Source organism: Fictibacillus gelatini DSM 15865 (assembly GCF_000430745.1).
Taxonomy (GTDB): domain Bacteria; phylum Bacillota; class Bacilli; order Bacillales; family Fictibacillaceae; genus Fictibacillus_A; species Fictibacillus_A gelatini.
The window spans coordinates 26,053-38,259 of sequence record NZ_AUMP01000037.1 but is presented as its reverse complement, the minus strand read 5'-3'; the positions used below and the strand labels follow the sequence as shown (position 1 = coordinate 38,259).

At 41.1% G+C, this 12,207-nt stretch carries 11 protein-coding genes; 2 read left to right on the top strand and 9 right to left on the bottom strand.

All coding sequences use genetic code 11. From position 1 onward, the window contains the following. The 9 genes from pdxS to speB form a co-directional block, all read right to left on the bottom strand. Window positions 1-714: pyridoxal 5'-phosphate synthase lyase subunit PdxS (pdxS, locus tag H538_RS0115150; protein ID WP_026678326.1), on the bottom strand; the 714-nt coding region annotated here is incomplete at its 3' end. A 93-nt stretch (window positions 715-807) separates the two neighbouring features. Continuing rightward, a complete protein-coding gene (locus H538_RS0115145; protein ID WP_026678325.1) occupies window positions 808-2,949 on the bottom strand; it encodes a sigma 54-interacting transcriptional regulator in 2,142 nt (713 codons plus the stop codon). Window positions 2,950-3,080: 131 nt separating this feature from the next. Further along, window positions 3,081-3,332, bottom strand: coding sequence for a biotin/lipoyl attachment domain-containing protein (locus tag H538_RS0115140; protein ID WP_035351055.1), 252 nt, complete (start codon window positions 3,330-3,332; stop codon window positions 3,081-3,083). A gap of 23 nt (window positions 3,333-3,355) precedes the next feature. After that, on the bottom strand, window positions 3,356-3,646 hold the full coding sequence (locus H538_RS0115135) for an SAV0927 family protein (RefSeq protein WP_026678323.1): 291 nt from the start codon (window positions 3,644-3,646) through the stop codon (window positions 3,356-3,358). Window positions 3,647-3,843: 197 nt separating this feature from the next. After that, the gene (locus H538_RS0115130) at window positions 3,844-5,133 is read right to left on the bottom strand and encodes a Glu/Leu/Phe/Val family dehydrogenase (RefSeq protein WP_026678322.1); all 1,290 of its coding nucleotides are present in this window, start codon (window positions 5,131-5,133) and stop codon (window positions 3,844-3,846) included. Window positions 5,134-5,327: 194 nt separating this feature from the next. Beyond that, the gene (locus H538_RS0115125; protein ID WP_026678321.1) at window positions 5,328-6,677 is read right to left on the bottom strand and encodes an APC family permease; all 1,350 of its coding nucleotides are present in this window, start codon (window positions 6,675-6,677) and stop codon (window positions 5,328-5,330) included. Between the two features lie 119 nt (window positions 6,678-6,796). After that, entirely contained in the window at window positions 6,797-8,140 is a 1,344-nt protein-coding gene (locus tag H538_RS0115120; RefSeq protein WP_026678320.1) for an APC family permease, read from the bottom strand. Window positions 8,141-8,454: 314 nt separating this feature from the next. After that, a complete protein-coding gene (locus tag H538_RS0115115; RefSeq protein WP_026678319.1) occupies window positions 8,455-9,030 on the bottom strand; it encodes a TetR/AcrR family transcriptional regulator in 576 nt (191 codons plus the stop codon). 104 nt (window positions 9,031-9,134) lie between these two features. After that, on the bottom strand, window positions 9,135-10,064 hold the full coding sequence (speB, locus tag H538_RS0115110; RefSeq protein ID WP_026678318.1) for an agmatinase: 930 nt from the start codon (window positions 10,062-10,064) through the stop codon (window positions 9,135-9,137). 766 nt (window positions 10,065-10,830) lie between these two features. Between speB and H538_RS0115105 the strand changes: the two genes are divergently transcribed. Together H538_RS0115105 and H538_RS0115100 are read left to right on the top strand one after the other, a co-directional pair. Further along, window positions 10,831-11,058: a hypothetical protein gene (locus H538_RS0115105; RefSeq protein ID WP_026678317.1), complete on the top strand. Its 228-nt coding sequence runs from the start codon at window positions 10,831-10,833 to the stop codon at window positions 11,056-11,058. 41 nt (window positions 11,059-11,099) lie between these two features. After that, window positions 11,100-12,161 (top strand): lactonase family protein, encoded by a 1,062-nt coding sequence (locus tag H538_RS0115100; protein ID WP_026678316.1) that lies wholly within the window; start codon window positions 11,100-11,102, stop codon window positions 12,159-12,161. The last annotated feature ends 46 nt before the right edge of the window (window positions 12,162-12,207 follow it).

Below are 12,207 nucleotides of genomic sequence, written 5' to 3'. Positions count from 1 at the left end.
AATGCCGGATCCGACGAATACGCCGTCCGCGCCAAGTTCCATCATGAGTGCTGCGTCCGCTGGAGTTGCCACGCCGCCTGCCGCAAAGTTTACAACTGGAAGCTTGCCTGCTTCTTTAATTTGAAGAAGGATTTCGTATGGCGCGCCAAGGTTTTTCGCTTCGGTCATTAGCTCGTCCTTGCTCATCGACACGACTTTACGAATTTGCGCCTGGATCATGCGCATATGGCGTACCGCTTCAACGATGTTGCCTGTTCCTGGCTCCCCTTTCGTACGGATCATGGAAGCGCCTTCTCCGATGCGGCGCGCTGCTTCGCCTAAGTCGCGGGCTCCACATACGAATGGAACCGTATAATCGCGCTTGTTCAAGTGGAATACTTCGTCTGCCGGCGTTAACACTTCACTTTCGTCAATGTAGTCTACACCCATCGCTTCAAGCACGCGCGCTTCGACGATATGGCCGATACGCGCCTTCGCCATGACAGGAATCGAAACCGCATTCACGACTTCTTCGACAATCGTTGGGTCAGCCATGCGGGCTACACCGCCTGCTGCGCGAATATCGGAAGGAACGCGTTCTAATGCCATTACGGCTACCGCTCCAGCTGCTTCTGCGATTTTCGCTTGCTCTGCGTTGACAACGTCCATAATGACGCCGCCTTTTTGCATTTCTGCCATTCCTCGTTTAACTCGTTCTGTACCTGTTTGATTCATGTTGAACTCCTCCATATCTATCCTTGCACTTCTCTTCATTTTCAGTACAAAGAAAACTTTTCAATGAAAAATAATGCAATTTACATGCCAACCTTATTCATATTGAAATAAACTCTCATCTTTTAATTTCTTTTCATTAAGGATTTTTTGATATTTACGGCTAACGGAAGATTGGCTTATGCCTAGCGCCTTAGCCGCCTTCGTCGTCGTTTTGTATTGCTTCATGGCAAGCAAGATCAATTGTTCTTCAACGTGGTCTTGCGCTTCTTGCAATGGCAGCACTCTTGTGATGACCGGCTTTGATTTGTTGAAGTCCGGCCCTAACGTAAGAAATTGGCTGACAAAATCCGCGTCGATGTTCTCATCATCGCTTGAAACGACTAAACGTTCAATCATGTTTTGCAATTCTCTAATATTTCCCGGCCACGAATACACTTCAAGCAAATTCAATGCATCAGGCGTTAAATGGTAGTTCTTTTCATATCTTTCATTTAACTGTTGGAGAAAATGAAACGCAAGAACCGGAATATCTTCGGACCGGTCTCTTAATGGCGGAACATGGATCGGTATAACGTTAAGCCTGTAATATAAATCTTTTCTGAACGTTCCTTCTTCGACCAGTTTTTCTAATCGTTTATTCGTTGCTGCAATGATTTGAACATTGACCTTGATCGGTGTTGTACTTCCGACCGGCACAACTTCCTGCTCTTGAAGGACGTGAAGCAATTTCACTTGAAGATGCATCGGCATTTCACCAATCTCATCTAAAAACAAAACGCCTCCATCCGCTTGCTGGAAATACCCTTCTTTCCCGCTTTTATCAGCACCTGTAAATGAGCCTTTCGTATACCCGAACAATTCGCTTTCAATTAAGTTTTCAGGTATAGCACCGCAATTCAATTTAAGAAATGGCTTGTCCGAACGTTTTCCTAATTGATGGATCGCCTGGGCAATGAGTTCTTTCCCGACGCCGGACTCCCCGTAAATTAAAACGGTTGAGGAAAAGCCGGCGATCTTTTTGATGTGAGCCATAATTTGCTCCATCTTCGGACTGCAATAGACCAACTTTTTAAAAAAACGGTCCTGATTTTTAAAATTGTCTAACTCTCGCTTGTATTGATCCGAGATTTTCTTCATTTCTTTCAGCTCGGATTTTAGCTGAGTTGTCTCCGTTATATCCCTTGAAGCGATGATAATCCGGTCAATTTGGCCATCTTCGTCAAATACCGGGTTTCCAACAGCTAATATTTTCTTCCCGTCTTTCGTTTCTTGAACGATCGAAACTTTCTTCTTTTGCTCCAGGACTAGCCGGGTGACGGATGGCGTAAACAGCCCTTTTTCTTCTAATTCCAAAAGATTTTTCCCCATTAACTCTTTCAACTCGACTCCCCAAAATCCGGAAATAAAATTCTCGCTATGGCGGATCATTTCCCCTTTTCGGTTAACGACTAAAATTTCGTCATAAATCGTTGAAAGAATCGCATTTAAATCTTTATTTAAATCTTTAATATGCTCAATTTCCATCGCCATTTCCTCAACCATCGGCAAATCCTGGACAATGATGACCATCCCATCAACCTGATGTTGAAAGTTAATGATCGGGCTGTAATCGACGAGTATCCCCATTTCATCCGTAATTTGCAGCTGGTTTAAGATCGTCTCCCCTGAGGAAAAAACATAATCGATATGCTTCCCGCTGAAAATTTGTTCTGCCGGCACATTCATGACCTTTTCCGGCTTCGAGCGGATCATATGCAAACCCGACTCGTTAAAATTTACGATTTTTCTGTCCCTATCTACAATAAAAATCCCCATAGGTATAGACGTTAAAATGATTTTTAACAAGTCGACGCTCTTATTTTCCTGTTGAAAAAGTTTTGCTAATACATCTTCTCTTTTTATATATCCGCAAATTTCCCCATGATCATCTTTTACAAGGGCGATCGATGTACCGATAATTTGGAACAAAACAGGAAGCGATAGCTTTTCATTAAGCTGAGATACTTTCTCAAGCGGAGTGACCCGGCTTAATAATGCCTCTTCTGTTAAGCCCTGGCCATTTTTTTGGAGAAATAAAACATCTTTCAACTGTATATATCCAAAGAGTTCATTTTGTCTCTTCAAAAAAAGAAATGGTTCTTGTTGCTGGACAATTTCCTCTATCCAATCCTGACCAGGCTGGTCAATGGATATGGAAACAATAGGTCGAATGTTTTCATTTGCTAGTGAAATCATAGATGCCAACCTCCTTCACGCCTATTATCTCTATTTTACATGATTCGTGAAATATTAGCATTAATCTTTAAATTTATCAAAACATTCATACGTTTAAACGCAAAAAGAAGGTGATGCTATTCACCTTCTGCTTAATCGCTTCCGCTTGCCAGCAAATCTTCCTTGACGTACGCCAATACCATTCCAGGAATGACTTTATCGCCTTCTTGCACCTCAAGAGATTCTACTTCCCCGCTTACTCCTACTGTTACCGACTTAATAGTGCCATTTTCCGTTTTAATTTCAAAAAGTGGTTCCCATTCATAAATCCTTGTGTTTTTCTTGACAATCACTTCTTCTATTACGCCATAATAAGGACTTGTGATCATTTCGCGATAGGTCATTTTGCCTTCTTCCTCTCATAACGTTAATATTGCTCAGCCAATTCTTTCGATTGAAGAATAAAAGAGAAAAACTTTTGAAATTCTTTAATGTCTTCGTCCTTAATCCCTAATTTATCCGACCAGTAGCCCGGGTTTTCCAAATCCTCTTGACATAAAAGCACCATTCTGCCATTTTGAATGGAAATGACAATGGCCTTTCCAAAAAACAGTTCCGTATAAATAATCGCAAAATCGTATCTGCAATGATTTGTTGCCAAACAGTAATACCGGATCATCTGGGTCTCTCTTTCTTCCGACAATATGTCAAAATTCATGCCACCAACTCCTTCTAAATGATTTGTTCAAAAAGGAGAATGTCGTGGTGAGTAGAGAATCATGGACTTTTTGAACAACGGCTTCTAAGTAAGCTCGCCAAGCGGCAAGCTTATGAAAGCGCGAAGACTAAAGGCTTAATTGTGCTTATCCCTCGATGACTATCCTACTGGTAGGAGAAAAAGGCGCCGCTTTTTTCTTAATAGTGAATCCACCCCCGGAGTCTTGAGGCTTCCGCGATTTTCTTAATCCCTTCCATGTAAGCCGCGATCTTCATGTTTACATCATGACGTTTAGCCGTTTCATAAATTTTCATAAAGCTAGTTGTAATTTTCTCTTTTAACTTCTCATCAACTTCTTGTTCAGACCAATAATACCCTTGATTGTTTTGGCACCATTCAAAGTACGAGACGATGACACCGCCTGAGTTTGCCAGAATATCCGGAACGACAAGAATATCTTTTTCGCTTAAAATTTCAAGCGCTTCTTTCGTTGTTGGCCCGTTTGCAGCTTCCACTACAATTTTACATTTCAAGCGGTCAGCATTTTGTTTCGTGATCACTCCGCCGATTGCTGCAGGAATTAATACATCACATTCCATTTCAAGTAATTGCTGGTTGGAAACCGTTTCTTTGAACTGATTGGTAACGATTCCAAACGAGTCTCTTTTATCCATCAAGGAAGGGATATCAAGGCCTTCCGGATCATATACGCCGCCGAGAACATCGGAAATCCCAACGACTTTTGCACCTAATTTATGCAAGTAGTCCGCTAAATAGCTTCCTACATTTCCAAACCCCTGCACGATGACACGCATGCCTTCAATTGGAATGTTTTTCAATTCACTTAATAGTTGCAACGTATACAATACACCTTTTGATGTAGCGGTTTCGCGTCCCTGAGAGCCACCAAGCGTCAGCGGTTTACCCGTAATAAAACCTGGAGAATCAAATTCGCGAATATGGTCATATTCATCGAGCATCCAGGCCATAATTTGCGAGTTTGTATACATGTCAGGCGCCGGGATATCTTTTGTTGGCCCAACGATTTGACTGACCGCACGGACATAGCCTCTGCTTAATTGTTCAAGCTCTCTGAAACTCATCGTTCGCGGATCGCAAATAATTCCGCCTTTTGCCCCGCCATATGGAAGGTTCGTAATGCCGCATTTTAAACTCATCCATCCTGCTAACGCTTTCACTTCCTCTACAGTTACTTCCGGGTGAAAGCGAATGCCGCCTTTTGTCGGGCCTGTGGAATCATTGTGCTGGGCACGAAAGCCTCGGAATATTTTCGTTTCGCCATTATCCATGTGAACAGGAATGCTGACTTCCAGACAACGAATCGGCTCTTTTAAAAACTCAAAAACGATTTCCGGATAGCCCAGCTTGTCGATTGCTTCTTTTAATACAGATTGAAATTCCTCTAACGGACGATCCTCTTCCTTAACTTCTGCCTTTGCTGTAATCGTGTTTGTCTCGGTTACCATGAATTACACCTCATTAATGTTTTTTACACTGATTTATAGATGCAATTTCCGTGCCAACAATAAAAACCTTGAAATGAGAGTCTTTATTCAAAGACGTTATGTAAGATTGAATAGTTATGTAGATTTGCATAACAGAAGTCAATCAAGGCCTTGTTCCTCATATAAAAAGTGCCGGGGCTTTGCCCCCGGCACTTTTAACCTGCTTCCGCTTCGTTAAAGTTAAATTGCGGTGGAGCAGTTCGGAACATTTTTGTTAAATACAGCAAATAAATAAACCCTACGATCGCCCAGGAAATTCCTAGAACTAGCGCGTCCATATTCAAATTCAACCATAAGACGATTATGCAGGCTGCACCAATTACAGGTAAAATAATGAAATTGATGACTTCTTTCACTGATTTGTATTGCTTTTTATAATACGCATAGTGCCAAATGACACAAATGTTTACTAATGTAAACGAGATGAGCGCACCGAAATTGATGAGCGAAGATGCCGTTTCAAGATCAAAGAAAATGGCGGTAAGCTGAATCCCGCCAACGAGAAAAACGTTAATGACCGGTGTTCTCCATTTTGGATGAATATATCCGAACACTTTTTTTGGAAGCATTTGATCTCTTCCCATTACGTATAATAGGCGGGATACACTTGCCTGTGAAGCGAGCCCTGTAGCCAGCGTACTAGTAAATGTTCCGGCAATAAAGAACGATTGAAACAATTTGCCGCCAACATAAAGCGCAATTTCCGGTGATGCGCCTTCCGGGTTTTTAAATCTAGTAACATCCGGAAAATACGATTGGATGAAATACGAGACAACGATAAACACGATCCCACCGATGAATGCCGTCAATAATATCGCGCGTGGTATGGTTTTTATCGCGTTTGGCGTCTCTTCTGACAACGTCGTTACTGCGTCAAACCCTAAGAATGAAAAGCATAAAACCGTAGCTCCCGAAATGACTGACGAAAAATCAAACCCCGTTTTGAAAAAGGGCTCAGGCGAGAGCACTTTCCCCGTTCCTTCACCGGATAGTAATCCTTTTATGCATAAGATTAAAAAGGTGACAATGACCAGCATTTGAAAAATAACGAGAAACGTATTAAAATTCGCTGTTACATTGATGCTGAAAATGTTAATTAATGTCGTAATGATGACAAAGCCAACGATCCAGACCCATGTTGGGACACCAGGAAAAACCGCGGAGAAATAGATTTTCGTCAACAGCGCGGCAACCATTGGCAAAAACAAATAATCTAAGAGCGCTGACCATCCAACGAGAAAACCTAAATTTCCATTAATCGTTTTTTGTGTATACGTATAAGCCGACCCGGCCATCGGATATGCCTTTACCATTTTTCCATAGCTTATTGCTGTAAATAACATCGCAATAAGTGCAAGGAGATAGGAAGTCGGAACATGTCCGGCTGTTTCTTCTGATACAATTCCAAATGTATCAAAGAGCGCCATCGGCGACATGTATCCGATTCCAAGCATGACGATCGACCATAAACCAAGAGAGCGTTTTAAATGAATACCGTTCTCCATGTATCATTCCTCCTTGAAATCATAAAGCGCTTACAATTACCTCCATTTTTGTATCGAATTTTCAGTCTTTTTACGAGAGAAAATAGATTCTAAACTTTCTATCTACGAGTATTTCAGCTTTACATCGCTTCTTCAAACTTAAACTGCGGCGTTTCTTCCTTGAACATTTTTGTAATATACATAAGATAACAGAAACCAATAATAGCCCAGGCAATCCCAAGCATAAATGAATCAATATTTAAATTTAACCATAAAATAAAGACGAATGCTGCGCCAATTATTGGAGAAAGAATATACGTCCAAATTCCTTTCACCGATTTGTGCTGTTTATTCTTCAGTACAAAATGGACAATGACGCAAAGGTTAACAAACGTAAAAGAAATTAAAGCTCCGAAATTGATTAAAGATGTCGCCGTTTCTAAGTTAAAAAAGATGGCGGACAAAGAAATAATCCCAACGGCAATTACATTAAATACGGGCGTTCTCCATTTCGGGTGAACGTAGCCAAAATATTTAGCTGGAAGAACATTATCCCGTCCCATTACATATAGAAGCCTGGATACACTTGTATGAGAAGCAACTCCCGATGCGAGCGTCCCCGTGAATGTTCCTGCTAAAAAGAAAGCCTGGAACAACTTGCCTCCAACATATAACGCAATTTCCGGAGCTGATGAGTCGGGACTTTTAAACTTTGAAACATCCGGAAAAAACGATTGCGTAAAATAAGATGCAACGATAAATAGGATACCGCCAAGAAGTGCCGTTAGGAATATCGCCCTCGGTATCGTTTTTACCGCATTCGGCGTTTCTTCGGACATCGTTGTAACTGCGTCGAATCCTAAAAAGGAAAAACAGAGTACGGTCGCTCCAGCAATTAATGTTGAAATATGCATATGTGAAGAGAAAAACGGTTGAATTGAGAAAATGCTCCCCGTTCCTTCTCCTTTTACAAGCCCGTGAATGACAAGGCCGACAAAAATAACGATAACGAGTATCTGGAATAGAACAAGCAATGTATTAAAGTTGGCCGAAACATTGACGCTGAACACATTAACGAGCGTTACAAGCCCAACAAATAATACGACCCAGACCCAACCGGGAACGCTCGGGAATAGTGCTTCAAAATAATATTTTGTCAATAACGCATTTACCATTGGCAAAAACAGATAATCTAATAACGCCGACCATCCGACAAGAAATCCGAGATTGGGATGAATCGTTTTAGCTGTATACGTATAAGCCGATCCCGCCATCGGGAAAACTTTCACTAATTTTCCATAACTAGCGGCTGTAAACAACATGGCGGCTAATGCTAAAATATAAGATGTAGGAACATGGCCTCCAGTATCATTCGATACGATCCCGAAAGTATCAAATACGACCATCGGAGTCATGTATCCTACCCCTAACATGACGATTGACCATAATCCAAGCGATTTCTTCAAACCAACTCCATTTTCCATGTATCATTCCTCCTCTATCTCTTATATCGAGTAAGAAAATTCTGTAAATTGCTTCGGAATGATCTCTTTTTTCAGCGATCTAAGCTTCGAACTTTCCATTCCGCATTCTATTAACTTCCTTCCTTACTCTTTGGCTGCATAAAATATAATGCAATATTTATGCCAACCATTAACCGAGAGATATCGGGGAATTTGTCGAATGATCTAGTTTTTAATTATTCAAAATTGCATATATTATTCTATTTATCATAACCGTATTAGAAATGCTAATACTAAAAAAAACCAGGCCCGCGAGCCTGAGTCATGATGGTCAATTATGCTTGAATGCCTGCCCAAAAAATGCTCCACACTTTTTGGAACCGTGCCTCTACTTCTTCTTTTCCATAATAGAAAATTTGGATAAACAACCCGTCGATAAGACAGTAAAATGATGCCAGCAAGTCTTCTATTTCTCCTTTAATGACACCTGTCTTAATTCCTTCTTCAAAGACGGAATACAGAATTTTCGATAATGCCGTCTCCGAGTTGACAAATTTCAAGCGCAACTCTTCTTTTAAAGCATCCGGCGGGAAGAGCATCGTTCGCTTTAATAGGACGGCCTTTTCCTCATTCTGCTTGTAATATTGAAAAATATTATGCAAAATTTGATAGAGCTTCTCTTCAATCGAATCATTTTTTATCGTTTCCAATAGAGTTTGAACACGCTGAATATCTTCCCAGAGAACATCTTCAAAAATGGAAAAAAACAAGTCTTCCTTGCTTTTAAAATGACTGTAAATGGATGGCGTTTTAATCCCGACCCCATCTGCAATTTTGGATAAGGAAGCTCCTTCATACCCCTGGCTTGCAAAAACAGATAACGCCACTTCTTTTATTTTTTCTTTAGACACTATATTCACCACACCTGAAATAACGTTGATTACAAAAATTATAAGCGATTGTGTCCATTTTGCAAAATAAAAGCAGGATGCATTAGGGCACCCTGCATTATTGTTTATTTTTTTTGCAACGCGATTAAACTCGCAAAATCATGGACAAGTGTCGCTGCTAATAAAGAAGTGATTTGTGTTGGATCATATGGAGGCAAGACCTCTACTAAATCAAACCCGACATAGTTAAAATCGGTAAGTGAACGAACCATTTCAAGCGTTTCAAGGCTGGATAATCCTCCGACTTCCAGCGTACCCGTTCCAGGCGCACATGACGGATCAACGAAGTCGATATCAAACGTCAAGAAGCAAGGCGTGTCCCCAATTGTCTCTCTTACTTGTTGAATGACACTGTCGATTCCCCGCTTGCGAAGCTCAGGCGTCGTAATGACATGATAGCCAAGTTCATAACTCGCATCAAGATCTCCAGGATGATTTAATGTTCCGCGAATCCCAATCTGGAATACTTTATCAGGTTGGACAAGCCCTTCTTCGTGTGCCCGAATAAATGGCGATCCGTGCCAATATTTTTCATCATAATACGTATCCCATGTATCCGTATGAGAGTCAAAATGAATGAGAGCGACTGGACCGTGTACTTTCGCCGCCGCGCGCAAACTCGCCAGCGTAACGGAATGGTCTCCCCCAAGTCCAATCGGGATGATTCCTTTTTGCATAAGACTTAGCACTTGCTTTTCCATCATCTCATAGCTTCGATGAATATTGTGCGGAATGACTGGAACGTCCCCAATATCAATTGCGTTAGTGTCATCAAATGGATAAACCTTATGAACAGGATGATAAGGGAACAATGTCATGGACGCCTGGCGGATCGCCTGAGGCGCAAACCGCGCGCCGACGCGAAAAGACGCCGCTGTGTCAAATGGCATGCCTACGATTGCTACCTTCGCATTTTCACGTTCGGCAGGGAGTCTCATAAATGAGCCTGTCGTACAAAATTCTGGTTTTACATCTTCTGATAATGGATATTTCATAGTTGCAGTCTCTCCTTTTTAAACTAACTAATATTAGTTAGTTCAATAGTAAAGCTAATGATCATTAGTTGTCAAGTAATTTTGATAATTCTGCTCCTTGCTAAAATATAGGACTTTAACAAGGAGCACTCGCCCTGGGGTTAAACTACTTAATCTCGTAATTTAACCAGACTTGCTTTTTAGCCTCGATTTTTAGTGGCAGGAACACCTTAAATTACATGCAAAATCAGTGCCAAATAATAAATGAAGCATGTGAAAAAAACTTTTTAAAAAAGGAAATTTTTTTCGATTTTTGAAGGATTTTGTCTCATTACGGAGAATACTTATCTCATGAAATGTAGGCCAAATGTCCTACCCCCTTTAATACCCTCTCATGAAAATTCTCCGTAGCGCACAACCTCATTCATAAGCCCCGACAGAAAAATCCCCTCGTTTTAAAGGACAGAAATAGAGTCTGAAGACGTAAATTGGTCCATTAGAGCTCGTCTAAAGGACAAAAATAAGTTCCAGAGAGAGGCCACTGAAAAAGTTCCTTTTAATAAAAAACTAAAATTTTTGAAAAACCAAAACCCAAAAAAACAGTATTTTTCACTTAGGAAGTGGGGGATAGCATCGTGTTTACAATGCATTTCGCTTACCAAAGTGGGGATGTATTTTTTAGGAAAAAGCATTTTTGAAAATTTCTTGGACTTTTTCAGTGACCTCGACCGGAGACATGAAATTGTTATATAATAAATACAATCCATTGAATAAGGAGTGAAACCTCATGGCAAAGAGTGACGCGCGCAAGAAACGGGACCGGCTTGTTCGGGAAGGAAAACGAAATCCAATTGAAAATCGAGGAGTTTACGCTCTTGCTGATTTAAGAACACGCAAGACAAAAACAAAAGCGGAAATGTTACAGCAGCAAAAACATAAAGGTCGACTATCTTTTTATGATGAAGATAATCGACCTTATTTTTTTATGAAGCGCGTTGCATCGTTTATACTATAAATGACAGAAATACTGAACGAATTCGCAAAGGAGCAAAGAAAATGACGGACCAGCAAACGTTTATCGGATATGTCGGGACATATACAAAAGGTGAGAGCAAAGGAATCTATTCCTTCGCGCTAGATCCTCTCCATAAAAGATTAAGTGATGTAAAGGAAGCCGCATCATTAGATAACCCAACCTATGTAACCATTAGCCATGACAACCGCTACTTATATTCTGTTGTAAAAAAAGGGGAATCAGGAGGTGTTGCATCGTTTTCCATTGACTCGAAGACCGGCGAACTCAAACGATTGAACGATCAACTAGCAGAAGGAGCATCACCATGCCATGTCAGTGTTGACAGCCAAAATCAATGTGTCGTAACAGCCAATTATCATAAAGGGACGGTTGAAGCGTATATAACGAATAAGGAAGACGGTACTGTTCAACCGGCTTCGTCAATTATTGAACACCACGGTTCCGGCCCGAACAAAGAAAGACAGGAAAAGCCGCACGTTCATTATGCCGGATTCACTCCTGATGAAAACTATGTGGTAGTCGTTGATTTAGGGATCGATAAGTTGATTACATATGCTCTTCATGACGGGAAATTAACGGAGGTAAAAAGCCTGTCTGTTCAGCCGGGAAGCGGACCGAGACATCTTGTTTTTCATCCGAACGGGAAAAATGCGTATGTAATGACTGAGCTAAGTTCAGAAGTGATCGTTTTGGACTATAAGGCTGATGATGGAAGCTTTACCGTGTCCCAAACGATTTCTACCATTCCAGAAGGGTTTAGCGAAAATAATCAGGGCAGTGCCATTCATATTTCTTCTGACGGGCGCTTTGTATACGCAGCCAACCGCGGTCATGACAGCATTGCTTTGTTCCGCGTAGATCAAGATTCAGGCAAGCTCACCTTTATTGAACATACATCGACTAGAGGCAATTGGCCGAGGGATTTTGTTTTAGACCCATCGGAAAAATTCCTTATTGCCTCCAATCAAAATTCAAGCAATCTCGTCTTGTTTTCAAGAGACGAGGAAACCGGAAAACTGCAGCTTCTGCAATCCGACATCAATGTCCCTGATCCTGTTTGCGTGAAGTTTTTGCATGATTAAGCTCGAAAAGTAAGATAGACGAAAGACTGGCTATATAAGAGCCAGT

Coding starts and splice junctions, on each gene's coding strand:
- H538_RS0115145 (WP_026678325.1), bottom strand. CDS start 2,949: ATGATTTCACTAGCAAATGAAAACATTCGACCTATTGTTTCCATATCC.
- H538_RS0115140 (WP_035351055.1), bottom strand. CDS start 3,332: ATGACCTATCGCGAAATGATCACAAGTCCTTATTATGGCGTAATAGAA.
- H538_RS0115135 (WP_026678323.1), bottom strand. CDS start 3,646: ATGAATTTTGACATATTGTCGGAAGAAAGAGAGACCCAGATGATCCGG.
- H538_RS0115130 (WP_026678322.1), bottom strand. CDS start 5,133: ATGGTAACCGAGACAAACACGATTACAGCAAAGGCAGAAGTTAAGGAA.
- H538_RS0115125 (WP_026678321.1), bottom strand. CDS start 6,677: ATGGAGAACGGTATTCATTTAAAACGCTCTCTTGGTTTATGGTCGATC.
- H538_RS0115120 (WP_026678320.1), bottom strand. CDS start 8,140: ATGGAAAATGGAGTTGGTTTGAAGAAATCGCTTGGATTATGGTCAATC.
- speB (WP_026678318.1), bottom strand. CDS start 10,064: ATGAAATATCCATTATCAGAAGATGTAAAACCAGAATTTTGTACGACA.
- H538_RS0115105 (WP_026678317.1), top strand. CDS start 10,831: ATGGCAAAGAGTGACGCGCGCAAGAAACGGGACCGGCTTGTTCGGGAA.
- H538_RS0115100 (WP_026678316.1), top strand. CDS start 11,100: ATGACGGACCAGCAAACGTTTATCGGATATGTCGGGACATATACAAAA.